The organism is Streptococcus sp. SN-1, assembly GCF_041154385.1.
Classification (GTDB): Bacteria; Bacillota; Bacilli; order Lactobacillales; family Streptococcaceae; genus Streptococcus; species Streptococcus mitis_CT.
This window is the reverse complement of record NZ_AP028929.1, coordinates 2,000,817-2,027,087: the sequence shown is the minus strand read 5'-3', so window position 1 is coordinate 2,027,087 and position 26,271 is coordinate 2,000,817. Positions and strand designations below refer to the sequence as shown.

At 39.4% G+C, this 26,271-nt stretch carries 30 protein-coding genes; 26 read left to right on the top strand and 4 right to left on the bottom strand.

The features are described 5' to 3' along the window. The first annotated feature begins 355 nt into the window (after window positions 1-355). From ACAM22_RS09495 to rpsD, 8 genes are all read left to right on the top strand, one after another. Window positions 356-1,120 carry a nucleoside phosphorylase gene (locus ACAM22_RS09495; protein WP_369606746.1) on the top strand — a complete coding sequence of 255 codons (765 nt, stop codon included), beginning with the start codon at window positions 356-358 and terminating at the stop codon, window positions 1,118-1,120. Window positions 1,121-1,153: 33 nt separating this feature from the next. Continuing rightward, the gene (locus tag ACAM22_RS09490; RefSeq protein ID WP_369606745.1) at window positions 1,154-2,533 is read left to right on the top strand and encodes a TrkH family potassium uptake protein; all 1,380 of its coding nucleotides are present in this window, start codon (window positions 1,154-1,156) and stop codon (window positions 2,531-2,533) included. Window positions 2,534-2,546: 13 nt separating this feature from the next. Further along, entirely contained in the window at window positions 2,547-3,212 is a 666-nt protein-coding gene (locus tag ACAM22_RS09485; RefSeq protein ID WP_001283905.1) for a TrkA family potassium uptake protein, read from the top strand. Between the two features lie 178 nt (window positions 3,213-3,390). Continuing rightward, window positions 3,391-4,407, top strand: coding sequence for a glycosyltransferase family 2 protein (locus ACAM22_RS09480; protein WP_369606744.1), 1,017 nt, complete (start codon window positions 3,391-3,393; stop codon window positions 4,405-4,407). A gap of 115 nt (window positions 4,408-4,522) precedes the next feature. Continuing rightward, window positions 4,523-6,787, top strand: a complete 2,265-nt coding sequence (locus ACAM22_RS09475) for a fibronectin-binding SSURE repeat-containing protein (RefSeq protein WP_369606743.1) — start codon at window positions 4,523-4,525, stop codon at window positions 6,785-6,787. 122 nt (window positions 6,788-6,909) lie between these two features. Beyond that, on the top strand, window positions 6,910-7,608 hold the full coding sequence (locus ACAM22_RS09470) for a response regulator transcription factor (protein WP_369606742.1): 699 nt from the start codon (window positions 6,910-6,912) through the stop codon (window positions 7,606-7,608). After that, window positions 7,605-8,657, top strand: a complete 1,053-nt coding sequence (locus tag ACAM22_RS09465) for a sensor histidine kinase (protein ID WP_369606741.1) — start codon at window positions 7,605-7,607, stop codon at window positions 8,655-8,657. Before ACAM22_RS09470 ends, ACAM22_RS09465 begins: the two co-directional genes overlap by 4 nt. 195 nt (window positions 8,658-8,852) lie before the next feature. After that, window positions 8,853-9,464: a 30S ribosomal protein S4 gene (gene rpsD, locus ACAM22_RS09460; RefSeq protein ID WP_000092756.1), complete on the top strand. Its 612-nt coding sequence runs from the start codon at window positions 8,853-8,855 to the stop codon at window positions 9,462-9,464. 94 nt (window positions 9,465-9,558) lie between these two features. On the opposite strand, the gene ACAM22_RS09455 is transcribed toward rpsD, so the two are convergent. The 3 genes from ACAM22_RS09455 to ACAM22_RS09445 all read right to left on the bottom strand — a co-directional run bounded on the left by ACAM22_RS09455 (window position 9,559) and on the right by ACAM22_RS09445 (window position 13,431). Further along, window positions 9,559-10,725 (bottom strand): site-specific integrase, encoded by a 1,167-nt coding sequence (locus tag ACAM22_RS09455; protein WP_084950513.1) that lies wholly within the window; start codon window positions 10,723-10,725, stop codon window positions 9,559-9,561. A gap of 83 nt (window positions 10,726-10,808) precedes the next feature. Beyond that, window positions 10,809-12,323: an RNA-binding domain-containing protein gene (locus ACAM22_RS09450; protein WP_261051691.1), complete on the bottom strand. Its 1,515-nt coding sequence runs from the start codon at window positions 12,321-12,323 to the stop codon at window positions 10,809-10,811. 421 nt (window positions 12,324-12,744) lie between these two features. After that, complete coding sequence (locus ACAM22_RS09445; protein WP_261051689.1) at window positions 12,745-13,431, bottom strand: helix-turn-helix transcriptional regulator; 687 nt, start codon at window positions 13,429-13,431, stop codon at window positions 12,745-12,747. A 142-nt stretch (window positions 13,432-13,573) separates the two neighbouring features. On the opposite strand from ACAM22_RS09445, the gene ACAM22_RS09440 reads away from it, so the two are divergent. From ACAM22_RS09440 to ACAM22_RS09355, 18 genes are all read left to right on the top strand, one after another. Continuing rightward, on the top strand, window positions 13,574-13,792 hold the full coding sequence (locus ACAM22_RS09440) for a helix-turn-helix domain-containing protein (protein WP_000435333.1): 219 nt from the start codon (window positions 13,574-13,576) through the stop codon (window positions 13,790-13,792). 15 nt (window positions 13,793-13,807) lie between these two features. Continuing rightward, entirely contained in the window at window positions 13,808-14,578 is a 771-nt protein-coding gene (locus ACAM22_RS09435; RefSeq protein WP_261051685.1) for a BRO family protein, read from the top strand. Further along, the gene (locus ACAM22_RS09430; protein ID WP_261051674.1) at window positions 14,569-15,198 is read left to right on the top strand and encodes a Rha family transcriptional regulator; all 630 of its coding nucleotides are present in this window, start codon (window positions 14,569-14,571) and stop codon (window positions 15,196-15,198) included. Before ACAM22_RS09435 ends, ACAM22_RS09430 begins: the two co-directional genes overlap by 10 nt. A 281-nt stretch (window positions 15,199-15,479) precedes the next feature. Further along, window positions 15,480-15,980 carry a hypothetical protein gene (locus tag ACAM22_RS09425; protein WP_261051671.1) on the top strand — a complete coding sequence of 167 codons (501 nt, stop codon included), beginning with the start codon at window positions 15,480-15,482 and terminating at the stop codon, window positions 15,978-15,980. A gap of 11 nt (window positions 15,981-15,991) precedes the next feature. Next, on the top strand, window positions 15,992-16,192 hold the full coding sequence (locus ACAM22_RS09420; RefSeq protein ID WP_261051670.1) for a hypothetical protein: 201 nt from the start codon (window positions 15,992-15,994) through the stop codon (window positions 16,190-16,192). A gap of 1 nt (window position 16,193) precedes the next feature. Next, entirely contained in the window at window positions 16,194-16,409 is a 216-nt protein-coding gene (locus tag ACAM22_RS09415; RefSeq protein ID WP_261051668.1) for a hypothetical protein, read from the top strand. Next, window positions 16,406-16,747 carry a DNA-binding protein gene (locus ACAM22_RS09410; protein ID WP_261051664.1) on the top strand — a complete coding sequence of 114 codons (342 nt, stop codon included), beginning with the start codon at window positions 16,406-16,408 and terminating at the stop codon, window positions 16,745-16,747. The genes ACAM22_RS09415 and ACAM22_RS09410 overlap by 4 nt, the downstream gene beginning before the upstream one ends. Further along, window positions 16,740-17,012 carry an XRE family transcriptional regulator gene (locus ACAM22_RS09405; protein ID WP_261051662.1) on the top strand — a complete coding sequence of 91 codons (273 nt, stop codon included), beginning with the start codon at window positions 16,740-16,742 and terminating at the stop codon, window positions 17,010-17,012. Before ACAM22_RS09410 ends, ACAM22_RS09405 begins: the two co-directional genes overlap by 8 nt. Before the next feature lie 147 nt (window positions 17,013-17,159). Further along, complete coding sequence (locus ACAM22_RS09400; RefSeq protein WP_261051660.1) at window positions 17,160-18,026, top strand: primase alpha helix C-terminal domain-containing protein; 867 nt, start codon at window positions 17,160-17,162, stop codon at window positions 18,024-18,026. Window positions 18,027-18,069: 43 nt separating this feature from the next. Next, window positions 18,070-19,560: a DNA primase family protein gene (locus ACAM22_RS09395; RefSeq protein ID WP_261051659.1), complete on the top strand. Its 1,491-nt coding sequence runs from the start codon at window positions 18,070-18,072 to the stop codon at window positions 19,558-19,560. A gap of 318 nt (window positions 19,561-19,878) precedes the next feature. Next, window positions 19,879-20,055, top strand: coding sequence for a hypothetical protein (locus ACAM22_RS09390; protein ID WP_261051644.1), 177 nt, complete (start codon window positions 19,879-19,881; stop codon window positions 20,053-20,055). 13 nt (window positions 20,056-20,068) lie between these two features. Then, the gene (locus tag ACAM22_RS09385) at window positions 20,069-20,602 is read left to right on the top strand and encodes a hypothetical protein (RefSeq protein ID WP_261051642.1); all 534 of its coding nucleotides are present in this window, start codon (window positions 20,069-20,071) and stop codon (window positions 20,600-20,602) included. A 101-nt stretch (window positions 20,603-20,703) separates the two neighbouring features. Continuing rightward, window positions 20,704-21,213 carry a hypothetical protein gene (locus ACAM22_RS09380; RefSeq protein ID WP_261051725.1) on the top strand — a complete coding sequence of 170 codons (510 nt, stop codon included), beginning with the start codon at window positions 20,704-20,706 and terminating at the stop codon, window positions 21,211-21,213. A gap of 811 nt (window positions 21,214-22,024) precedes the next feature. After that, window positions 22,025-22,444 carry a DUF1492 domain-containing protein gene (locus ACAM22_RS09375; RefSeq protein ID WP_261051639.1) on the top strand — a complete coding sequence of 140 codons (420 nt, stop codon included), beginning with the start codon at window positions 22,025-22,027 and terminating at the stop codon, window positions 22,442-22,444. Beyond that, the gene (locus tag ACAM22_RS09370) at window positions 22,444-22,836 is read left to right on the top strand and encodes a transcriptional regulator (RefSeq protein ID WP_265472232.1); all 393 of its coding nucleotides are present in this window, start codon (window positions 22,444-22,446) and stop codon (window positions 22,834-22,836) included. The genes ACAM22_RS09375 and ACAM22_RS09370 overlap by 1 nt, the downstream gene beginning before the upstream one ends. Before the next feature lie 52 nt (window positions 22,837-22,888). Further along, window positions 22,889-23,023 (top strand): hypothetical protein, encoded by a 135-nt coding sequence (locus ACAM22_RS09365; RefSeq protein ID WP_261043244.1) that lies wholly within the window; start codon window positions 22,889-22,891, stop codon window positions 23,021-23,023. A gap of 580 nt (window positions 23,024-23,603) precedes the next feature. Then, the gene (locus ACAM22_RS09360) at window positions 23,604-23,891 is read left to right on the top strand and encodes a type II toxin-antitoxin system RelB/DinJ family antitoxin (RefSeq protein WP_001101478.1); all 288 of its coding nucleotides are present in this window, start codon (window positions 23,604-23,606) and stop codon (window positions 23,889-23,891) included. Continuing rightward, entirely contained in the window at window positions 23,881-24,228 is a 348-nt protein-coding gene (locus ACAM22_RS09355) for a type II toxin-antitoxin system RelE/ParE family toxin (protein ID WP_084923593.1), read from the top strand. The genes ACAM22_RS09360 and ACAM22_RS09355 overlap by 11 nt, the downstream gene beginning before the upstream one ends. A gap of 697 nt (window positions 24,229-24,925) precedes the next feature. Here ACAM22_RS09355 and ACAM22_RS09350 read toward each other — a convergent pair. Next, window positions 24,926-26,191: a tyrosine-type recombinase/integrase gene (locus ACAM22_RS09350; protein WP_369606740.1), complete on the bottom strand. Its 1,266-nt coding sequence runs from the start codon at window positions 26,189-26,191 to the stop codon at window positions 24,926-24,928. Window positions 26,192-26,271: the final 80 nt, after the last annotated feature.

Genomic DNA, 26,271 nt, shown 5'->3' with positions numbered 1-26,271 from the left:
CAGGAGGTGATCTTATGTGCGTTTTCATCGAACTTGTCTTGCTACCAATTCTTGCTGGTACACTAGCGAATGTCTTATCGGAGTGGCTTATCCGATTTGTAGCAAGCAAATGCGACAAGAAAAAGAAATAGCCTGAGCGCCTTGAGCAAGCGCAAAAAAACACCACTGGCGGCAACCGGTGGTGTTTTCTTATATGCTTATTTCATCGAACTTTTAAGCAAATCCATTGTACCATTAAAAAGAGTCACTGTCAAAAATGTTGCTATTGTATTGTTTTTCTCCTCAGTTTATCATTCTTCTCCTTGACACTCGGTCAGCTTTTGATACAATAGTACAAAATTAGAGGAGGTGAGTTATGATTCAGAAACATGCGATTCCCATTTTAGAGTTTGATGACAATCTTCAGGCGGTCATCATGCCCAATCACGAGGGGCTGGATTTGCACTTGCCCAAGAAGTGTGTCTATGCTTTTTTAGGTGAAGAGATTGACCGCTATGCGAGGGAAGTAGGGGCGGATTGTGTCGGCGAATTCGTTTCTGCCACCAAAACCTATCCAATTTATGTCATCAATTTCAAGGGCGAGGAACTTTGTTTGGCTCAGGCTCCTGTTGGTTCAGCCCCAGCAGCCCAGTTTATGGATTGGTTGATTGGCTATGGTGTGGAGCAGATTATCTCTACAGGTACCTGTGGTGTGTTGGCTGATATAGAAGAAAATGCCTTTCTAGTACCTGTTCGGGCTCTGCGAGATGAGGGAGCTAGTTACCACTATGTGGCACCTTCTCGTTATATGGAAATGCAGCCAGAGGCTATTGCCGCTATTGAGCACGTTTTGGAAACCAGAGGGATTCCTTATGAAGAAGTCATGACCTGGACGACAGACGGTTTTTACCGAGAAACAGCTGAAAAGGTGGCTTATCGCAAGGAGGAAGGCTGTGCTGTTGTGGAGATGGAGTGTTCTGCGCTTGCGGCAGTGGCTCAATTACGTGGGGTCCTCTGGGGAGAGTTGTTGTTTACAGCGGATTCCTTAGCTGACTTGGATCAGTACGACAGTCGTGACTGGGGTTCAGAAGCTTTCGAGAAGGCCTTGGAACTCTGCCTTGAGATTGCCTTTCAGATCTAGCTACTCTTCTTCTTTTTATGGTACAATGGATGTATGTTATTCAAATTATTTGTGAAAAAAATTGAAAGGGCCTTGGGTGGACTTTCGCCAGCTCGTCGCATCTTTTTAAGTTTCGCTGGAGTTATTTTTATAGGTTCTCTCCTTTTGAGTTTGCCTTTTGTTCAGGCAAGTGGTTCGCAGGCTACTTATTTTGACCATCTTTTTACGACGGTGTCTATGGTCTGTGTGACTGGCCTTTTTACGCAACCGGTAGCTACTACCTATAATGTCTGGGGGCAGTTGATTTGTATGCTCTTGATACAGATTGGTGGTCTGGGGCTCATGACCTTTATTGGGGTCTTTTATATTCAGGGAAAGCAGAAGCTCAGTCTTCGCAGTCGTGAAACCATTCAGGAGAGCTTTAGTTATGGGGAGACTCGCTCGCTGAAGGCCTTTATGCGCTCCATCTTTTTGACGACTTTTCTGGTAGAGGGTTTGGGTGCCTTCCTGCTAAGTTTCCGTTTTATTCCTGAGTTTGGCTGGGGACGAGGTATTTTCACCTCTATCTTTTTAGCCATTTCAGCCTTTTGTAATGCTGGTTTTGATAATTTCGGCAGTAGCAGTTTAGTGGCTTTTCAGACGGATCCCTTGATTAATCTGGTTATTGCTGGCTTGATTATCACAGGTGGTCTTGGCTTTATGGTCTGGTTTGACTTGGCAACCCAGTTTGACAAGAAGAAAAAACGCCGTCTGCGTTTCCACACCAAGTTGGTCCTTTTCTTGACTGCAGGGATTTTGCTGTTTGGGACAGTATCCACACTCTTTACGGAGTGGCACAATCCAGGGACCATTGGCAATCTCAGTGTTCCAGAGAAAGTGATGGTTAGCTTTTTCCAAACCGTCAGCATGAGAACGGCCGGTTTTGCTTCTATTGACTATACCCAAGCTCGGCCTGTGACCTTGTTTATCTATATCCTGCAGATGTTTCTGGGTGGGGCACCTGGAGGGACGGCTGGGGGGCTCAAGATTACGACTTTCTTTGTCTTGTTGGTCTTTGCGCGTAGTGAATTGCTGGGCTTACCTCATGCCAATGTGGCGCAGAGAACCATTGAGGCTCGAACAGTCCAAAAATCCTTTAGTGTCTTCATTATCTTTTTGATGACCTTCCTGTTGGGCTTGGTGTTGCTGGGAATTACAGCAGAAGGAACACCGCGATTTATCTACCTAATGTTTGAGACCATTTCAGCCCTTGCGACAGTTGGGGTAACGGCAAATCTGACACCAGAATTGGGCAAGTTAGCTCTCAGCATTGTCATGGTGCTCATGTTTATTGGCCGTATCGGTCCCTTGACCTTACTGGTTAGTCTAGCGGATTACCAGCCTGATAAGAAAGATTTGATTCAGTATATGAAAGCAGATATTAGTATTGGATAAGAAAGGAAGAACTATGTCAGATCGTACGATTGGAATTTTAGGTTTGGGGATTTTCGGGAGTAGTGTCCTAACGGCCCTAGCCAAGCAAGATATGAATATCATTGCCATCGATGACCACGCCGAGCACATCAATCAATTTGAGCCAGTTTTGGCGCGTGGAGTTGTGGGCGATATTACAGATGAGGAACTCCTCAGAACTGCAGGAATTGATACCTGTGATACGGTTGTAGTCGCAACAGGGGAAAATCTAGAGTCGAGTGTGCTTGCAGTTATGCATTGTAAGAGTTTGGGCGTACCAAGGGTTATTGCCAAGGTCAAAAGCCAGACAGCTAAGAAGGTGCTGGAAAAAATCGGTGCCGACTCGGTGATCTCGCCTGAGTATGAAATGGGGCAGTCCCTAGCGCAGACCATTCTCTTTCATAATAATGTCGATGTCTTTCAGCTGGATAAAAATGTGTCTATCGTAGAGATGAAAATTCCGAGTGTTTGGGCAGGTCAAAGTTTGAGCCAGCTAGATCTACGTGGCAAATACAATCTCAATGTCCTAGGATTTCGTGAACAAGAAAATTCACCGCTGGATGTCCAGTTTGGACCTAATGACCTCTTGAAGGCAGATGCCTATATTTTAGCAGTCATTAACAACCAGTATCTAGATGACTTGGCAGAATTAAATTCGTAAGGAGGGGATTCCCCTCTTTTTTGATGTTTAAGATAGCAGATAGAGAGAAACCTGTATCCCAAATGAGACCAGCACCTCTTGTATTCTAGTAAAAGTCCTTCAAAAACGGGACTTTATGGTAGAATAGAAAGAAGTGATAAGAGAGAGTAAGAAAATCAGTCCCCTAAAGGAGTAGATTATGAAGTTATTGTCTATCGCCATTCCTAGCTATAATGCCGCTGCCTATCTTCATTACTGTGTGGAGTCGCTAGTGATTGGTGGTGAGCAAGTTGAGATTTTGATTATCAATGATGGGTCTCAGGACCAAACTCAGGAAATCGCTGAGCGTTTAGCCAGCAAGTATCCTAGCATCGTTAGAGCCATCTATCAGGAAAATAAGGGCCATGGCGGTGCTGTTAATCGTGGCTTGGCAGAGGCTTCTGGTCGTTATTTTAAAGTAGTTGATAGTGATGACTGGGTGGATCCCCGTGCTTACCTGAAAATTTTGGAGACCTTGCAGGAACTAGAGAGTGAAGGTCAAGAGGTAGATGCCTTTGTGACCAATTTTGTCTATGAAAAGGAAGGTCAGTCTCGTAAGAAGAGTATGAGTTACGAGTCAGTCTTGCCTGTCCAGCAGATTTTTGGCTGGGATCAGGTTGGAAATTTCTCAAAAGGCCAGTATATCATGATGCACTCGCTAATTTACCGGACAGATTTGTTGCGAGCGAGCCAGTTCCAATTGCCTGAGCATACCTTTTATGTCGATAATCTTTTTGTCTTTACCCCCCTTCAGCAGGTCAAGACCATGTACTATCTGCCTGTCGATTTCTATCGTTATTTGATTGGGCGTGAGGACCAGTCTGTCAATGAGCAAGTGATGATTAAGCGCATTGACCAGCAACTCAAGGTCAATCGACTCTTGGTAGACCAGCTTGATTTATCTAAAGTGATCCACCCCAAAATGCGAGAATATCTGCTGAATCATATTGAGATTACGACGGTGATTTCCAGTGCCCTGCTCAACCGAGCTGGAACAGCGGAACATCTGACTAAAAAACGTGAGCTGTGGACCTATATTCAGCAGGAAAATCCAGAGGTCTTTCAAGCTATTCGTAAGACTATGTTGAGCCGTTTGACCAAACACTCCGTCTTGCCAGCTCGCAAACTTTCCAATGTCGTCTATCAAATCACCAAATCTGTTTATGGATTTAATTAATATAAGTATTTTATAAGAGGGATTTAAGAAAAATTTTAACTTTTTCTTAATCCTTTTTAATTTTAGGAGATTATACTAGAGTCATCAAATAAAGAAAAACTCTAAGGAGAATCCTATGAAATTCAATCCAAATCAAAGATATACTCGTTGGTCTATTCGCCGTCTTAGTGTCGGTGTTGCCTCAGTTGTTGTGGCCAGTGGTTTTTTTGTCCTAGTTGGACAACCAAGTTCGGTGCGTGCCGATGTGGTCAATCTGACCCCTGCTCAAGTTGTGCCAGACGCTGCTTTGGTGAGTGAAAAGAGCGACTTACCAGCAGAGGTTCTCAAGAAAGCAGTTGATGTAGCTCTTCCTTCAGCACAGGCAGACTCAGCACCTAAAGCAAGCTTGGATACTACAAGCTCTCCAGCAAAAGCGGATGTAGCTGCTAAAGACCAAGTAGTAGCATCAAAAGAAGAAGTGCAAGCAAAACCTGAATCTAAGAAAGAAACAGAAGATGCGGTTAAACCTGCGACAAATCCTGCTCCTGCAGTCTCTGGACAAAACCGTGAAGCAAGTGAAGCTCAACCAGCAACTACCCCAGCTGAAGTGCAAAAAGGCGTGGCTGACAATACTAAAGATACAGTGGATGTCCCAGCCACTTACTTGGATAAAGCGAATTTCCCAGGTCCATTTACAGCCGGTGTTAACCAAGTCATCCCATACGAATTCTTCGCTGGTGACGGCATGTTGACTCGCCTTATTTTGAAGGCCTCAGACAAGGCTCCATGGTCAGACAATGGCTCAGCTAAAAACCCCGCTCTTCCACCAGTAGAGAAATTGGGCAAAGGACTCTACTTCTATGAAGTGGATTTAGCAGGTACTCAAGGTAAATCAGATAAAGAGCTTCTAGACCTCTTGAAACAAAACGGCACTCAAAGCTATAAAGCTACTATCAAAGTGTACGGCGCAAAAGATGGCAAAGCCGATTTGACAAATCTCGTAGCGACTAAGGATTTGGATGTCAACTTGAACGGCTTGACTACTCCAGCCGAGGTCCAAAAAGGTGTAGCTGACAATACTAAAGATACAGTAGATGTTCCAGCTACATACTTGGATAAAGCCAACTTCCCTGGACCGTTCACAGCCGGTGTTAACCAAGTTATTCCTTACGAATTCTTCGCAGGTGACGGTATGTTGACTCGCCTTATCTTGAAGGCTTCAGACAAGGCTCCATGGTCAGACAATGGTTCAGCTAAAAATCCCGCTCTTCCACCAGTAGAAAAATTGGGCAAAGGTCTCTATTTCTATGAAGTAGATTTGGCAGGTACCCAAGGCAAATCAGATAAAGAGCTTCTTGATCTCTTGAAACAAAATGGCACTCAAAGTTATAAAGCTATCATCAAAGTTTACGGTGCTAAAGATGGTAAGGCTGATTTGAGCAACCTTGTAGCGACTAAGGATTTGACAGTAAACTTGAATGGATTAACTACTCCAGCTGAAGTGCAAAAGGGTGTGGCTGACAATACTAAAGACACAGTAGACGTCCCAGCCACTTACTTGGACAAAGCCAACTTCCCAGGCCCATTCACAGCCGGTGTCAACCAAGTCATTCCATATGAATTCTTCGCAGGTGATGGTATGTTAACACGCCTTATCTTGAAAGCATCAGACAAGGCTCCATGGTCAGACAACGGTTCGGCTAAAAATCCAGCCCTTCCACCAGTAGAGAAATTGGGCAAAGGCCTTTACTTCTACGAAGTAGATTTGGCAGGTACCCAAGGCAAATCTGATAAAGAGCTACTTGACCTCTTAAAACAAAACGGCACTCACAGCTACAAGGCAACTATCAAAGTGTACGGTGCTAAAGACGGCAAGGCAGACTTGAGCAATCTTGTAGCGACTAAAGATTTGACAGTAAACTTGAACGGACATCAGTCTCTTGTTCCGATGCAGTCAGGTTTCGTCCCATCTTCTAATGGTTCAGCTATGCAGGCTCCAATGATGAATAGTCATCAAGATGCGTCTAATATGAAAGATCAAATGCCTAGTGTCAATCAAGATGAGATGAAATCTAAAATGCCAGCTGCTAGTCAGGATAAGATGATGCCTAACAAAGAGCAGGACAAAACTATGAATGCTAGCCAACCAATGGCAACACCAAGCATGAAACAAGATCAAGCTCCAGCAACCTCAAGCAAAATGTCTGATGAAGGCAAGATGGCATCTACTAACAAGGTGTCAACTCCAATGATGGCTGATCAAATGAAAGCCCAAAAAGACATGCTTCCATATACTGGTGAAGCCCAAACATCAATGGCTACTCTTGGATTCTTTGGATTAGCCTTAGCAGGTCTGCTAGGTGGACTCGGTTTGAAAGCTAAAAAAGAGGAAAATGACTAGTCTAGCTACAGACTTTCTATCTGGGATTTGAAAAATCCAGATATCGTTTAGAATGTTCGTAAAGAGATAAAAATAGTGTTATACTATTGTGGTATAGCACTGTTTTTTCAAAGGAGAGACAGATGGGAAAGACAATTTTACTCGTTGACGACGAGGTAGAAATCACAGATATTCATCAACGTTATCTGGTTCAGGCAGGATATCAGGTTTTGGTGGCTCATGATGGAGCAGATGCCTTAGAAATCTTCAAGCGAAAACCAATTGATTTGATTATTACAGATATCATGATGCCTCGGATGGATGGTTATGATTTGATTAGTGAGGTTCAGTATCAATCTCCAGATCAGCCTTTTCTCTTTATCACTGCTAAGACCAGTGAGCAGGACAAGATTTACGGCCTAAGCCTGGGGGCAGATGACTTTATTGCCAAGCCCTTTAGCCCTCGTGAGCTGGTTTTGCGTGTCCACAATATCTTGCGTCGCCTTCATCGTGGAGGTGAGACAGAAGTCGTCAGTCTCGGGGATTTACGGATGAATCACGGTAGCCATGAGGTCCAAGTCGGAGATGTGGCGCTTGATTTGACAGTCAAATCCTTCGAACTTCTATGGCTTCTAGCCAGCAATCCAGAGCGGGTTTTCTCTAAGACAGACCTCTATGAAAAGGTCTGGCAGGAAGACTATGTGGATGACACCAATACCTTGAATGTTCATATTCATGCTCTTCGACAGGAGTTGGCTAAACATGCTAGTGCAGAAACACCGACCATCAAAACCGTCTGGGGCTTGGGCTACAAAATTGAGAAAGCACGAGGTAGTCAATGAAATTAAAAAGTTACATTTTAGTGGGGTATATCATTTCAACACTCCTAACGATTATCGTGGTTTTTTGGGCCATCCAGCGAATGCTAATTGAAGAAAGAGAAATTTATTTCCTAGTGGGGATGACTCTCGTGGCTAGTTTTGTCGGTGCTGGGATTAGTCTCTTTCTTTTATCGCCAGTCTTTACTTCATTGGGCAAACTCAAGGAACATGCCAAGAGAGTAGCGGACAAGGATTTCCCTGCAAATCTGGAGGTTCAAGGCCCTGTAGAATTTCAACAATTAGGCCAAGCTTTCAATGAAATGTCCCATGATTTGCAGGCGACCTTTGATTCCTTGGAAGAAAGCGAACGAGAAAAGGGTTTGATGATTGCTCAACTTTCGCATGATATCAAGACCCCCATCACTTCAATCCAAGCGACGGTAGAAGGGATTTTAGATGGGGTTATCAAAGAAGGAGAACAGGACCATTATCTGGCAACCATTGGACGCCAGACGGAAAGACTCAATAAACTGGTTGAGGAACTGAATTTTTTGACCCTAAACACGGCTAGAAATCAGGTTGAAACGACCGGCAAGGACAGCATTTTTCTGGACCAGCTCTTGATTGAGTGCATGAGTGAATTTCAGTTCTTGATTGAGCAAGAGGAGCGAGATGTTCACTTGCAGGTAATCCCTGAGTCTGCCCGTATTGAGGGAGATTATGCCAAACTTTCTCGTATCTTGATAAATCTGGTCAATAATGCTTTTAAATACTCAGCTCCTGGAACTAAGTTGGAAGTGGTGGCTAAGCTGGAAAATAACCAGCTTTCAATCAGTGTGACCGATGAGGGGCAGGGCATTGCTCCAGAGGATTTGGAGAATATTTTCAAACGCCTTTATCGTGTAGAAACTTCGCGTAACATGAAAACAGGTGGTCATGGTCTTGGTCTTGCGATTGCGCGTGAATTGGCCCATCAATTGGGTGGAGAAATTACAGTTACCAGCCAGTACTGTCTCGGAAGCACCTTTACCCTCGTTCTCAACCTCTCTGGCAATGAAAATAAAGCTTAGTAACCCCTTTACAAATCTAGCCATTCATGGTAAAATGGATTTTGTGTGAAATATCAGCAGGAAAGCATGAAGCTCGTCAACAGGTGTCTTATGATAAGTAACCTTGGCTGTTTAGGCGAAGGGCATCTGCACGAATCAGGGCTTTCTAAGTGACTATTTCCACCGAAATATTATTTATATCAGGAGGACATTCACATGTCACGTTATACAGGACCATCTTGGAAACAAGCTCGTCGCCTTGGCCTTTCACTTACAGGTACAGGTAAAGAATTGGCACGTCGTAACTACGTACCAGGACAACACGGACCAAACAACCGTTCTAAATTGTCAGAATACGGTTTGCAATTGGCTGAAAAACAAAAACTTCGTTTTACTTACGGTGTAGGTGAAAAACAATTCCGTAACTTATTCGTACAAGCTACAAAAATCAAAGGCGGAATCCTAGGTTTCAACTTCATGCTTCTTTTGGAACGTCGTTTGGATAACGTTGTTTACCGTCTTGGTCTTGCGACTACTCGTCGTCAAGCTCGTCAATTCGTAAACCACGGTCACATCCTTGTTGACGGAAAACGCGTTGATATCCCATCATACCGCGTAACTCCAGGTCAAGTGATCTCAGTTCGTGAAAAATCATTGAAAGTTCCAGCTATCCTTGAAGCAGTAGAAGCTACTCTTGGTCGTCCAGCATTCGTATCATTCGACGCTGAAAAATTGGAAGGTTCATTGACTCGCTTGCCAGAACGCGACGAAATCAACCCAGAAATCAATGAAGCACTTGTCGTTGAATTCTACAACAAAATGCTTTAATTTTAAGAAATATCTTACAGAAAGCCTACAACAGTGGGCTTTTTGCTTTGTCTTAAAATGTTGATTTCTGGGTTTGCTCCCCTTTTTGCTCCCCTTATAGTGCTTTTAGTGCAGTTTCATAAAATGAGACTGCTTTTTTTGCGCTTTCTTTTGAGAGGTGGCTATAAATATCCATGGTCATTGATAGAGTGGAATGGCCTAAACGGTGCTGAAGCTCCTTGTAAGGTATTCCTGAGTTAAGTAATAAACTAGCGTGAGTATGTCTGAAACCATGAAAACCTATATTAGTTACATTCGCCCGTTTAAAGTGGGTTCTTAATCTAGTTTGTAAGGTTCGATTATTAGGGTACTCATGGATAAAGTCAGAGAATACCACACTTTCAGTTTTACCAATTTTCCAAGCTTCTTGGATTTGCCTAACCTTGTAAACTTTAAGCATTGTTACAGTCGCTTGGTCTATATCTAAATCCCGATAGCTTGCTTTTGATTTTGGACTATTGGTTTCTTGTTTATAGTTTAAAGTCTTTGTGATATGTACAACTGCATTATCTAAGTCAATATCAGACCATGATAGGGCTAAAGCTTCATTGATACGACAACCAGTAGCCAGTAAGAATTTATAAAGTGTATTCTCATAACAATAACGAAACTTATTTAAGTCTAAATTATCGAGATAAGCAAGAAACTTTTTTAATTCTTCATTATCAAAGTGCTTTACTTTTTGTCGCTTTGCTTTTTGAGTGTTACGAGGTAAAACAACATCACGCGCAGGATTGGACGGTATCGCTTGCATAGTAACGCCATACTGTAAGATACGTTTATTAAGCGCGTGTATGCTATCGTAGTATAGAAAAGCACCTTCTTCCCCTTTATTGGTTTTATCAGCAAGTTTATTGACTATGCTTTGGATAAGTGGAGTAGTGAGCTTGGTAAGCTTATAAGAGCCAAATAAAGGTAAAACATGGTTATTTAGTATTCTTTTGACGTTTATTCTTGTATTAGGCTTTACTGTATGCTTGTAGCTTTCCCACCAAAGATTGGCTAACTCCTGATAGTTATCTATTGAACTAGCTTTAAATCTAGTACAACCGTCTTTCTGAAAATCTACCTTTTCTTGAGTAGCTTTCTGCTTAACTTCCTTTTGTGTCCGACCTGTTACTTTGGTTTTAACCTTTTTTCCTGTTACCTGGTCAACTCCTAAATATACATTAGCACGGTAAACTTTGCTACCGTCTTTTTTTATAACTTCAGTTATCTTCATGATGATAAACCTTTCTAAAATACATCAGCAGGCAAGCCATTATCAAAAAGGTTTTATATCATGCTAGGGGCTACGAGACCCCCTTATTTTCGTTTTATTTCTTCCAGTAAAGAATACATAGCATTAATGTGGTTATATTTTTGAAATTCAGGATCTTGGTTTTGTGTAATAAAGTATACGTATTGTCTACCAGATTTGAATTTATCGATAGCTTGTTTTTCCACTAATTTTTTTAAATATTTTAAAATTGTATTTTTGTGGATTTTTAGTTTTTCTTCCAAAGCCTCTCTTGTTACGAAACGGTGTTCGATTATTAACTCTAATATCTTTTTCTCATATTCGTTATCAATATCCAGATTATCTATAAGGGAAGTATCCCATAATGTAAATTCAACTGAGTCTAATTCAGTTCGTAAATTGGGATATTTTAAATGACTCTCTTTAACTGCTTCCATTATTTTGGGTATACCAGTTCCCGCTTTTTCACATAAATTTAAAAATCTAAAAATTTCTTGTATTAAGTAGTTTCTTGGATCAGAATGTGCCCCACTAAAAAAGTCCTTTATGTCAATTCTAAGTGTTCCGCCATTTGTGAATATATACCTGTCGGGATATCTAATTATCATTATCCCTTTTTCGCTTTTATAGTCGCTATGAATAAGGCTATTAATGAATGCCTCGCGAATTGCAATTCGTAATTTTGAAATTCCAATTCTATTCATAGAATTTTCTTGAATGTTAGAGTTGTCATTCAAAGTTAGATATAATTTTTCAATAACTAGGTAAAAGAAATTAAAAAGATTATCTTCCCCCCATGTACCATCATAAATCACACGATCTTTAAAGTGATTGTTTTCAGAAAACTCTTTTAGAACATATTCTACGTTATAGTGTGGAATAAACTCTTTTATTGAATTATGTGTACCAAAAATTAATAGTCCAGCAACTGTTGGCTTTATTTTATCGTCCTTGCGATCTCTTCGTAAAGCATTTATTTTTATTAAAAATTGTTCGTTATCCAACTTTGAAAAAGGGTGCTCCGCATTTATATTATCAAATTTTTCTCTATATAGCTTTATTGTTTCTGTATCTAAGTCTAAAATAGAAAAATCCTGAATAAGTGTGCTATCAAAACTTTCCTTAGCGGAATCTCTTAACATAGAGTTGATTTGCTCTTGTGAACACCTAAAATCACCAGTCCCCTGACGAAAATAGGTAGATGCTATGTTGTCATTAAGATATATAGGTTTATCCTTGTAGTCTACCTTGTTAACAGGGATAATGACAATCTCTTTTCCTTTTATATTTACGACTTCAACACTTTCTTCATTAATCACATTTCTATTAATTTTATTAGGGTTATTAAGTAAACTATATAATTCGTCCAGTACTTTATCGGGATCATTAACTCCAGAAATATAAAAATCTTTATTCTTTGTATTCTCTGAGACACCTAGAATTAACAGACCATTATTTGTATTAGCGAAGGAACAAATTGTTTTCATACCGTCTTTAGGGAAAGAATTTTTAGCTTCTTTGAATTCAACACCTTGGTTCTCCGCTGATAATAACAATTTTGGTATATCGTATTTTCTCATTTTTTCTCCAATCAATTTGCACACGCATTCGCACACGCGCGGGAAAAATAGTTTATTTTTAGTTAGCTAACAGTGCTATTAAAGGTTTTTTTGAAAGTAGATTATTCGCACACGCATTCGCACACGCGCTTCAGGATTGTTGGCCATTGTGGCGCGTGGGTATGCTATAGGTCGCATTTTAAATGCAAGAGTGGTATAATAATGTTGTAAATACCTAACCTTTCGCTTATTTTCAGTTAGGTACTATCAGACAAGTTGGCAGTAGCTAGCTTGTCTTTTTTTGTTGCTATTTGTCAATTTTGCCCATTTTTGCGCTTTAGTTTGAAAAATCGGCTTTCTATTCTTCAATTTCCCCTGTTTTTGCACAATAGACCATGAAAAAGGGGGTATTCGTTTAGCAAAAGAGGGGCTGAGATTAACCCTAAGCGTCTGAATGAGATAATTCTAGATTTTGAATTCTTTCCAGTATTTCACCTTCAAGCTCTGTTAATTTTTTTGATAAGTCCGGAATTTTTTGGGGATCTAGTCCGTGGATAATATATTCATTGTTATTATTTATATTGTTATTTAATATCACTTGCGTTTCTTTGAATGCTTGTGAAATGTTACGTTTTAATCTATCCAATACATAATAGTTGACTTCCTTAACATTTAACCATTTTTCTTTTACCGCAACGCTGTTTTGAGAAAAATGAATTAAAAATTGCTCTTTGTCTCTGAAAAAGTTAGAAGGATATTGTTTGTTAGGATTGAAATAAATATCATTCAATTCTGTCATAATAAAACGAGTCAATATATCGTCAATCCCGTCTTCTATAAGTTTTTTATAAAACTCTGATAGTTCGTGTCTAGCAATTTCATCTAAATTGTTGTGGAGAAAACGAGGGTCTAAATCTGATTTTTTTACATGCAAAAAATCAGCAAGTTTTTGAAGATTTCCAGCAGTTGGCATTGAACGACCTTTTACATATCCTGTCAAAGTGCTTTTAGGAATACCAAGAGCGTTATGTAAATCTACTTGCCTTATATTTTTTTCTTTCATAATTCTATTAAGATTTTCAGAAAAAAACTCTCTATTTTTTAAATCTTGAGGGCTATTTTTTGCCATGTTAAATCATCTCCTTTTTCTTAATTATAGCACAAATACATAGACGTAGTACGAAAAAAATAATATTTTTCTAAAAAACTATTGACATAGTACGAAAAAAAGCGTACACTATAACCAAGTCCAAAAGGAAAGGAGTTGCTAAATGGAACAGATAACGCTAAAAGCGGCACGTATTACGGCAGGTTTTACACTTCGTGAAGTTGGTAAAAAACTTAACCGAAGTTTTCAGACTATCGCAAAGTACGAAAAAGATAGTACTAAAATACCAATTGACTTATTGCAAGACTTGACCTCTCTTTATAATGTTTCGATGGACATTATTTTTTTAGGAGAAAGTACGAAAAAAAGCGTACAAAAATAGAAAGGCAGGCAAGCAATGAAGAGGAACTATACAAGGGTCATCGATGAAATGCGAACCACTCACGGGCTGAACTTGGTAGCTATTGGCCAACGAATAGGCATAGATCCCCGAACAGTTGGCAAGTGGGCACAGGGCAAGCATAAGCCCAACAAGGAAAGCAGAAAAAGACTAAATCAGTTATACAGAGAGGTTAAGAAAGACATGACAACACAGCAAAAAGATTTATGTGATTTTTTTGGGAACTTCTACCCCAAAGGAGAACAACACAACAAAAAGGAAGTTTTGGAAGTTGTAACAACTCAACGATTCGGATCTAAATATTTTGATGTTTATGGAGACATTCAAAATCCGTTATTTGTAGCGGTAGAGATTGCTGAGATGATTGAAATCCAAAACACCACAGATTTACTAAAACGGGTAGATGATGATGAAAAGCTGACCTATGTAATATCTAGGGCAGGTCAAAAAAGAGAAATGAATATGCTGACAGAGTTCGGAGTCTATGAAGTTTTATCGCAGTCACGCAAACCACTAGCAAAAGAGTTTAAAAAAGTGGTCAAGCACATTCTGAAAGAAATCCGACTAAACGGCTACTACATGGCTGGGGAATTGGTGGAAGAACCACAGGCCACTATAAAAGCCCCTGACACGTTGGCAGAGGCAGAGCGGTATTATATCGATACACTAGCTAAAGCCATTGCAGAGGCTCAGAATATGGACGAGAAGAGCCGTCTGACAAGCAAGCTAACCAGATTCATGCAGGAGGTAGAACCACAATGGAACTAGTCTATATGGACGGCAAGAAAGAGCCATACACCACGAGCGAGATTATCGCTGAATGTGCTGAAGTTAAACACGATACAGTGCAAAGCTTAATAAGAAATCATCAAGAGGATTTTGAAAGCTACGGAATAATCGGATTTGAAATCCGTAAATTAGACGGGCGAGGGAGACCAATGAAAATCTATCGCTTGAATGAGCAACAAGCGACCTTGCTGATCACTTATCTAAAGAATACTGAACCAGTTCGTAAATTCAAAATGAACCTAGTCAAAGCCTTCTTTGAAATGCGTGATGAACTTTCTAAGTTCCGTATGCAGAGGGCGCTAGAAAAGCCAAAAAGAAAAACCTTGCATGACAGTATTGAGAACTGGGAACAAGCCCCAAAGCACGCGCATAGCACCATGACCAACCTGCTACTAAAAGCAGTAACCGACAGGAACGCTAAGCAGTTAAGGGAAGAACGTGGGGGCTATAATGGCATTGATAGCTTGACCAGTGACGAGCTGGAGCAATACCAGGCATTTGAGGATATGGTAATAGCCATGATTGGCTTGAATATGAGTTATCAGGAAATCAAAGCCATGGCATTTAGAAATAAAAAAACACGCCAAAGAAGCGCGTGAGAGCAACAAAAAAGGCTTAGCAATAACCACACCGCAGAGCCTTTCACACTAACACTAAAACGAATTTAACAAAAAGCAGGCAAGCTATTATCAAAGAGGTTTTAGTAAAGATTTATACCTAGATTATAGCATATTTAGGGCAATTTGACCATACGGAGAGCGCCAACTCTTTAAACTGGACACCACTTCCAAGCGTTCGCCAACTTGGGGTAATCGCCCAGCGTTTGGAGTGGTGCCAATCCTGTATAAGAAACGACATTAAAGGCCAACGGAGGAAAAATATGATAGCAGATCAATTAGAAGCTATTTCAACAAATTTAGAAGAAATACAAGAAATTCTTGTAGGAGATGGAACTGCATTAGCTAAAAGAGAAATCAGCAGGGTATTGAATGACTTGGATGATGTCTACAATGAACTAACTAGCACAGAATATCATGAACAACAGCAAACACTTAAGGAACAGACGGAAAGGATGAAACAGAGAGTAGTTGCTGAAGTAATAGGAGAACTAGAAGAACGAGAAGAGTCTTATTACAGAAATTATTGGGGTGATACTAAGTTTATAAAGCTACTTTCCAACTTTGATGGATTTCTTTTCTTAAACACTTACCTAGCTGAAATAACTAAAGAAAATACCTACCCAATGGAACAAAGTCAATTATTGAATTATGTATGGGAAGTCATAGCGGTTGATATCGCAAAGAAAAAACGAGGGAAAAAGAACGTTTTGGATTCATGGACAGACTCATCCTTATATACTCGTGGAATGATGATTGATTAGGAGGCAATGCAATGACACTAGACCTAGACAACATGACACAAGCAGAATTTGATGAAATAATGGCTGAAATCAAGGAGAGAAATCCAAACCTATTCCAGTTTATCGCTGATTTTGTAGATCGAAAAGTAAGCACCGAAGAGGTGGACGACTTCTTGAAGATGGAACGAAGCGACCAAGTGGACTACATCAAGAACTACAAGGCGAGGGCATAACATGAATGAGTTAGATTTGACCAATACACAATCGGCAATCTTTATGGTGGTATTGATTGGCTTACTGCTTTATTTAAACCACCGAGACCGCAAAAAAAGCGCCCAATTTGAGCGAGAAAACCAACAGACGATAGAAACACCTAGCGAGAGTTTAAGCCCAGATTATGGGCGGTATATCCAGCTTGCAGGGGTCAACGTATGGGGAGGAACTGAATGAGTCTATCAGAGAATGACAAACGAGTATTAAGACTAATCAAGGTAGGGGCTGAAAACTCCATAACAGGGGCAGAAATCAGCCTACTCACTAAGCTAGCAGAAAGAACCGTGCAAGATATTATCAGCCGTCTAATCACGCGCTACGGCGTTCCTATCGTTGGGGTACGTCATGGGGCTTTCAGAGGCTACTTTATCCCAGCTAACAAAGAGGAGCTACTGGACGGTGCAAAGGCATTCTATAACCAAGTACAGGAAGAACAGAAACGCCTAACTGTCCTTTTAAATGCTGATTTAGAAAGCTACAAAGAAACCTTGAAGGAGGTGGGCGGATATGTTTAGCCTAAGCCGAGAAAGCGAGCAAGACCTAGCGCAAGGCATTCTGGAGGTAGTGGAAAGATACCTGGAAGCGCGTGATAGACTCAAGCCACGGCTGACAGGTTTAATCTCAGCCCAGGAAGTCATGGATGAGTTAGATATTAAGTATATGACGCTCCAAAAATGGGAAAAAGCAGGGCTAAGGCGATACCAGCCCCCACTAGAAGATACTAGGAAAATCTATTATAGAATTTCTGACTTGATGAAGTTTATGGGGGTGGAAGAATGAGAAAATTTTATATACACCCTGCACATAATAGAGGCGTGCAAGTCAGAGGTATGGACATTTACAAGGATATGAAATCAACCTTAGAGCAAACCAAAGAACAAAAGCGGTTGAAGAAATTAAGAAAGAAACGAAGAAAAGGAGGCTGATATGGTGATTTATGAGGCTAAAGGTTTTCAAAATAATCTTGTCTATCCATTTGATAAGATTGAGCCATTCGAGTATATTGAACGATTTAAGCCTTTAGTCGTTCCAGAGGGGACAGAAATTGAGGAATACAAGCGTACACAAGCGCCCTACTGTATCAGTGGCAAAGTAACAGCAGAAAAGAATGGCAGTTACAAGCGAAACAACTCCAGTCTAATCTATCGGGATTTGATTTTCCTTGATTATGACGATATACAGGGGACGTCTGAGGACTTCATAAAAGCCGTCTCTAGCGCTTTATTTGGTTACTCCTATATCTTATACCCGACTATTAAACATAGCTTAGAAAAGCCCCGTTTTCGCCTTGTAGTGAAGCCTGACAACGTGATGAACGAGGTAACCTATAAGCAGATAGTGAAAGAGATTGCTGATAAGATTGGGCTACCCTTTGACATGGCCAGTTTAACATGGTCACAACTTCAAGGGCTACCAGTAACAACAGGCGACCCATCAAGTTATCAAAAAATTGTAGAGCATGGACTTGATTATCCAGTACCACAGACAACGGCTGAACCAGTTAAACAGAATGCTACAAGCCTTCCATATACTCCAAGGCCAAGCGGTCAGAAATCTATGACCATGAGGATCATTGACACGCTTTTCAACGGATTTGGAGACGAGGGAGGGCGAAACGTAGCACTGACACGCTTTGTAGGTTTACTCTTCAATAAGTGGGTTGATTGTGACCTAGAGACCGCCTATGAACTTACAAGGATAGCCAATAGCGTGACGGTTGAACCATTGCCTATTGAAGAGCTAGACCGCACTTTTAGCAGTATAGCACGGGCTGAATATAGAAAGAGAGGTTAGAACCATAGAACTAGAAGAATTAGCAAACCTAAAAAGTGAAATCATGGAGGTCAGAGAGCAAGAACAACCTCCAAAAACAATGTGGGAACTTTATAGTAGGATTTGGGAACTTGGAGATCAATGGCGTAAAGAAAACTCCTATATCGTCAATGAAGGAAAGAAAAATGAGAGAGTAGAGGTTCCAGTGCCTAGCGTCGCAATAGTAGCCAAAGCATTGCAGGAAATTTGCTATTTTACCTTTATAGGCGAGGGTGCAATAAGTGATATTAGTAAGCTATATCTTTACCACTTGGATTTAGGCCATTATGTATCAAGTAACGATATTTTCCGAAAATTGCTTTTAAAATATGACTCACGTTTGACCTCTAACAAGTTCTTCACGGAACTTATATCTTTTATCCGTACAGAAACAAAAATGAAAAAACCGCTGGACGATTATCGATATATTCCAGTAGCGAATGGAGTTTATAATATTAAGACTCATAAACTAGAGGAATTTAGTCCTAATTTTGTCATTACCAGCAAGATACAAACGGAGTACAACCCATGCGCCAGAAAGCCTATTTTAGATGGTTGGTTTGATTTTGATAGATGGTTAGAGACATTAGCAGTTAACGATAAAGAAGTTGTAGCTTTATTGTGGCAAGTCATAAATGAGGCTATCAATCCAAACCGAACACGTAAGAAAATGGTGCTAATGGTTGGAGATGGTAATAATGGGAAAGGTACTTTCCAAGCCTTGCTGGAGAATTTAATAGGGCGGTCAAATATTAGTAATTTGAAACCTGACCAGTTTGGAAAAGAGTTCTATTTGGGTGCTTTGGAAGGAAAGGTTTGTAATATTGGAGATGATATTTCTAACAAGTACCTGGATGAAGTTTCTGACCTTATGAGTGTAATTAGTGGAGATCCAGTGCAGGTCAATAAAAAAAGCTTGCAACCCGTGGAAGCACGTTTCAGACTATTGTGTATCTTTTCGGGCAATGATTTGCCTAGAGCTAGAAATAAGACGATGGGTTGGTATAGACGGCTTTGTATCATTCCTTTCCGTGCAGATTTTAACGGTCAGAAAGAACGTCATGAAATCAAAGACCGATTTATAAAGAACAAAGAGCTACTAGAGTGGGTTTTGTTTAAAGTTTTAAATATGCCAGATTTTGATAGCTTTATAGAACCAACAGTAGTACAAGAAATGCTTAGCAAGTACAAAAACGACAATGATTATATCAAAGTTTGGGTAGAGAATTTCTATATCCCTAATGGTTGGCATAAAGTAAATCATGTTCCAATGTTTATAGCAAGAAACAAACTAAAAGAATTTGCTGAGGATATAGGAATAGATAAACCTAAACTTGGACAATTTGGTAATGCAGTAATGGCCGAATTGGAAAAAACAACGTCATATAAGTACTCGGCAAAAAATGGAACGGTTAGCCCTAAGTTTTATGAAGTACTTGACCCACAAGGTTTTCAACGTAAAAGATTTGTCAAAGGGGTATGGGGAATACACTTAGAAGATGAAGATTTAGGTTAGGAAATTTAATACTAAAAAACCAATTACACCAAGGGTTATAGCAATTTAGGTTATGCAAAAAATAGAAACATAACCTAAACGCTAATCTTTGTAAACGTTGATATAAAAGTCTTTGCGAGTATTTAGGTTAGTAGGTTAGTTTTTATTTCTAATATCTCTATATAAAAAAATAAATATAAACGTGTTATATAGACGCGAACTTGAAAAGTAAAACTAACCCTAATCTAACACCCTTGAAGCGCTTATATACTAGGCTTTTAAAGGGTTATTTTTTAAAACTAATCAAAACCTAATCTAAGAGAAAAAAGGAGAAACAACATGAAAACTAAACTATTTTTTTATTATAAATGGCAACAACCGCTTGAAGAATTTGAGCAGGAAGTAAATGATTTTATGGCGACCGTGGAGGTAATTGATGTAAAATATTCAACCGCAACCGTAGGAGATAGTGATGGTATGGGCGCGATTGCTAGTTTGCTAGTATTATACAAATAAAAGGAGAAACAACATGACACTAAAAACATTTTCGGATAAAGCCAAAACACTTACTTTCACTTACGAATTTAAAGACCTAGATACTGCTATGGTAGCAGGTCACGCGTTACTGGGATATATGACTGGAACATATTGCCAGCCTACAATCTCATTGACCTACAAGGATAAAGGCACTCTTGTAGCTGAGTATGTGGAGGATAGCAAACTAAACAAGACCTTCAAGCGTATTTGTGACAGTTTCAAAGACTATTACAACCAACCAGTGGACGATGAAGCATTTGAAGAACGTTATAAACGGGAGCGCGTGCTCCAACTTAAAGAGTCAGAGGACTTTGAGAGTTTACTGAATAAGGTCACAGATTACGAGCTGGAACTATTAGACTATGCTGATCGCTTGCTTTCTGATAAGCCTATCCCTATGGACTCTATGACTGCTTTTGGTACGTTGGAAATGCTGGACGATGAAAGTATTAGCCTACTCCAAAAATTGGACGTAGAGGGAGAATATAAAGGCCTTGCTGATTATGTGGCAGAGGCAGAAAGCTAGAACTATCAAGAGAGGCACCAGCCTCTTTTTGTGGTTTTATTACTACTAACCCAAACGATTTGGGTTTTTCTATATAAAGGTATTTTGAATGAATGGAAATTATAGAATCAATAACCATAGAAACGTTTATAAAGCCAATGAAAGACAAGAACATTAGTCACGGTATAGCTGAGTTGGACGGTAGAAAACTAGAAATAGACTTAGATAATCTGTACATCATCTTTGAACATGATTGTTTTGATTTAGCAAGAATACCAGGAACTAAGGGAGGTAATCGATATTTCTTTCTTTGCCCTGATTGTGGGAGACGGTGCAGGTTGCTTTATAAACGGTATTTGTATTTTAGTTGCGGTACATGCCAAGAGATCCACAAGAGCACCCTGAACCGTAGTAAAACGGATTGCCAATACTACTGGGAGCTTGCGCTTAGGGAAGCTAGAAAGGTAGAACCAAATTGGAGTCCTAGACGTGGTGGATATATGTTTGATAGTTTCCCAGAAAGACCAAAGTATATGAAACAGAAACGATATTACAAGCATTATCAAAAGTTTGTTTACTATACTAGAAAGGGAGATAGATTTTGGCTGAATGGATTGAGTAATCTGAAGTAGTGATTTGGAGGATTTACAAACAAACAAATCTAAATAAAGATTAATCTAAAAAGGAATAAGATAAACATTGTTTGTCTTTACAATTAGAAAACTTCAATTACAATATACTAAACAGGCATGAAGGTTAGACAGGAGGCAGAGATACCCCCGTTATTTTTAGACGGGGCTAGTTATTGTTCGGATATAGGAACGCGCCCCTCTTCCGTGCAAAAAATTCCCTTTTTGAAATGTTTTTAATTTTTGTATAATGTAGTATTACTAAGTGTTTAGCTTGATTTTTTGACCGATAAAGCTACTCCAATTTTATAACACAGTGGGGGTGTCTCCCCCACCCACGCGCTTCTATGAGCTTCCCCCGTCACTGTACATTTTTTCTCACGGAAATCATTTGAAGCTAGAGCGAACGCCGAGAAAGTGGATATATCCCCTGTCATTTATCAAGGAGATAAGGACGACAATAAGCCTTCTTAATTGCTTACAAAATGATAAGCCAATAAATAACTTGCCTTAATTGCTTTAAAGTATGAACAAGTATGAACATATTCCACCAGTCGTTGAAAATACAAAAAGCCAAGGCTTACCACCTCAGAATGATTAGGTTTTGGTTAGGTTTTACATTTTAAAATAGCAAGGTAAGGACTTTATTCTAGAGATAAAATACTAAGATTTCCTAAGATACAAATACTTTTAGAGATAAAGAACGTTAAGGGGGTATAATCGAACTCCTAGAAAACGCAAAAAAAGCCAGCACAGGGCTGACTCCTTTATAAATTATTCCTTGAAATTATTATACCATAGAGGAGGCTGAGGCATGACACCAGAGCAGGTAAAAGAAAAACTAGAGGGCGTTAAGTGGATAAACAAGGAGATAGAAGGCTTATATTTAGAGCTTGCAGCTTTAGAAAGCGGTATTATCAAAAAGCAAGAACTGAGCAATACCAGAGTACAAACAAGCAGGGTAAATACAGCAGAGAATAACCTTATAAGTGTTCTAAAACTAAAAGAGGACACTTTACAGAGAATTGAGCGACTTACTGAAGAGAGAATGGAAATATCTAGGCTGATCGATAAGCTGGCCAATCCGCTTGAACGTTCTGTTCTCAGGCTGTTCTACTTGAATGTTCTTGACGCTTGGCAAGTTGCTGAGGAAATAGGTGTATCTACAACCTCGGTATATCGAGTAAGGCAAAAAGCCATAGAAAACTTGACCAAGGTGGAAGGGGCAAACTAATGGAGCTGGATAAGTTTAAAACGATGATGAACGTCAGAGAGCGGATGACTTACTTTCTACGTTTCCAGAGGATGGCAGGAAGTGAAAGCCAAGTTACGATAGATGAAGAGGCTTGGAAACTTGTCTTACCTGATCAGTGGAATTTGAGCGGTGAGCATGAAAAAGCAATCCGTGAGGGGTTGGAGATATTCGCCCACGACATCAACAGCATAGAGAACGAGAGAGCCAGAAAATACTTCATTATCCATTATTGCTACATGAGAAAGAAAACAATGAGCGAATGCGTAGAAATGGCAGGTACTAGCTCCACTAGCTACCACCGATACAAACAGATAGCAGTCTTAAACTTTGCGAGAATCCACCAGAACGGAGAGCTGGAAGCATATAAGTAGGTGTTTGGGGTGTTTTGTTGAGAAATGTTGAGATTTAAGTGAGGGGGATGACATGATTGAAGATTTTTTGATTGATTTGGAGAATATCCAATTAGAGGATATGGAGATAGATTTAAACATGGATTTTGAAATAGATGTTGACCTTGATGATTTAGATTTAACCTTACTACAAGAATTAGAAGCGTAAATGTTGGCAAATGTAGGCGTAGGCTTCATATTCGCCCCCTATTTTGCTTTGTTTCGTACTGGACAACTAAAACACCATGGATAAACTACAAGCCCTCAGAAACGAATCTGGGGGCTTTTGTGAGGTCATAATCTTATAAACCACGCGCTTCATGGTATAATATACCTATCAGCAACCAGCAATAAAAAAAGCACGTTTGACCGTGCTAGTTTCTTGCCTGCTGAACTCGTCAAATCCTAGCCCTTTTGTGGGGCTTTTTTGCTCCCCTTTTTGCGTACTTTGGGGGAGCAAGTAGTGAAAAGTAATATTAGTGATTTTTGTTAAAAAGCGCGTGATATAAGGGTTAGGAAGCCCAAAAGAAACATAAAATAAGTAGTTTTTGATTATACAACAAGATGTTGTAATATTTTATTGAATCAGATAGGCTTTAGAGCCTTGATATTGAGCACTTTGGGGCGCTTTCCCTTAGTGCTTTTTTTAACATTTTACAATAGCTTTTAAGCATACAGCTATAAGTATCCATACGCAGCTAGACCTGTATAGTTTAAAGTGATATAATAGTCTAAAAGGAGGTACTACTATGAATGTTTTAGAAAAAAATACACAGGTAAACTTTAAGACTAACAGAGACTTGTTAGAGAAGGCTAAAGCTATTATCACAGCGCAAAATCTTGATATGACAGCCAGTTTTAACTTGTTTTTAGAACACATTGTAGAAAATAAAGCTTTGCCATTTGAAACTCAAGTAGATAAAGAAAGAGAAGAACTTCTATCAGGGTTGCGTGCTGAAATTGCCCGTAGCTTTGACGATTTAGAACATGGAAGAACTTACAGCCTTGATGAAGTGAGGGCTAACCTTGGAATTTAACGAGAACGTATATAGCCTTATTATCTCCGAAACGGTACAAGAACAGCTAAGAGGTATTAAAGATTATATCTCAGCTAACTACTTTTCAGAACAGGCAGGAGCAAACACAGTTAAGAATATTCTTTACGGATTGGAACGTCTTGAAGTTTTCCCGGAAGCAGGATTTGATGCTGATGAAAGAGTAGGAGTTATTATATACCCACCCCACAAAACTCGATGCATCATTTTAGGCGATTACCTAGCCTTCTATCATATTTTAGAGGACAGAAAAGCTGTCTTTGTATCAGATATTATTCATAGCAAACAGGATTACATTCGCTTGTTCAAGAAAAAATAGCGCCTTAGGAAGGCGTTTTTGTTTGGGAATTACGTGATATTGATGATATAATATTTTGGCCCCCTCAATTTAAGGAAGGGAGGTGTTACATATGTTAGAAACTTTACTCACAGTGTTTCTAGCTCCGTTACTTATTAACGTGTTATCTGAGCTTTTCAAGTTATGGCTTAAGAAACGTAAGAAGTAATGATTAACCCTTTTAGAGGGTAGCAAAAAACCCCATCGGTGGCACGGTGGGGCTTTTTTAGTTACATATGCTGTAACTTTACTCACATTGTAAGTTCATTCTAACACAACCCTTTCGATTTTTCAAGCTTTTGTTTTGATATTGCCACAGAGTGTGTTTGTGTCTTGAGTTCATTTTACTGAAATTAGAATCCGTGTTACCAATTTCCATTTTGCACATCATGTATAATACAGGTAAACAATGATGACATTGGTTAAGTAGAGTGCTAAAATTACCTGATTCAAATCAGCTTTACAAAAAAAGATTGTAGGATAAGTAGAGTCTGAATTGAAATATAAGATAATTAACAAAAAGAAAAAAACGCTTGGAACAGCGTTTTTCTTCTGTATTGATTCGTATTGAATGCTTACTTAACTTCTGTAAAGGTTAAATAATTGACCTATATCCCCTATATTATCAAGGATTGTAGAGCTTTAAAGTTTAAAGGTAGTGATAAAGGTAGTGATGGAATCAACTTGCCAGTTCTTCCATTTTATTTAGGAAAATATCCACTGCTTCAAATGTCTTTTTAGGAGCTAATTCAGCGTATGTGTCCATAGTTGTTGTGATAGACTTGTGTCCCATTCTATGTTGCAACTCTTTCCAGTTCATACCTGCATTTAACATCAGAGAAGCGTGTGTGTGGCGGAATAAGTGAAAACCATAGTCTGGTAGTCCTAAAGCAGATAGACGCTTTTTAAGAGTTGCTCTTTCATTTCTATCGCACATATAATTCCCGTATATGGTTGGGAATATGAGTGAAGATTTTGGCAACTCATGCTTTTCAAAATAGCCAGTCATTTCCTCGTGAAACTCTTTGAGACTTTCCATGATTGAAAGTGAAACTGCAACCCTACGATTACCAGAATCCGTTTTAGGAGTTTTCTTACAAACCATTTCCCCTTTGACACCTAGTTTTTTATTTGCACTTTTCCACATTAATGTTTTACTGACAAGAATTTCATTAGTTTCAAAATCAAGGTCAGTAATTTCTAACGCTAGCAACTCATTGATTCGTAATGCAGACGCTAATAACGTGTTACAAATGACCTTAAAGCGTCTATTTGCTCTGGTATTGGGCAAGGTCTCAAGGTAAAATAACCAATGTTTCAGATCATCATCATGGAGTACCATGATACGCTCTTTGTTTGCTTTTGGTTTAGGTGGAATCTTGATTGATTTAGCTGGATTAGTGGTCAGCCCACAGTTTGTAATGCCAAAATCAAAAATATCACTGACTTTGTGAGCCATTGCACCAAAATCTTTTGCACTACCTTTTGGGGCACGTTTTACACCGGAATCAACAGATTTCTTTGCTTTTCTAGCTAGCTTATTTACCCAAAGTTGAACATCAGCAGGTTCAATTTGACAAGGTTTATAATCCCCAAAGTGAGGAATGATATAGGTATCAAGATACCCCCTCACTCGGTTGATAGTATTTTGTGAAGACACCCAAGTTTTGAAGTTGCTAAACCATACCTCAGCTAGACTTTCAAAGTTATCAATTTTGATAGTTTCTTTAAGGGTAGAGCCAGCTTTTTCAAACTCAATTTTAGCTTCAACAATTTTTCTATCCAAAGATTTCAATGTCTTAGCAGTGATAGTTTTTGTGATGCGTTTACCAGTCTTTACATCAGTTCCAATGTAAACACCTTTAAGTGAATAACTGATTATGCCATTTTGTTTTGTGGTTTTTGTTATCTTTTTATTGTTGTGTTGAATGATTTCTTTATTCATATAGCCTCTTTTTCGGACAATCAAAAAGCTAAAATAGAACCCTCACATTCTTTGTTTGATAATTCTATTCTAGCACATTT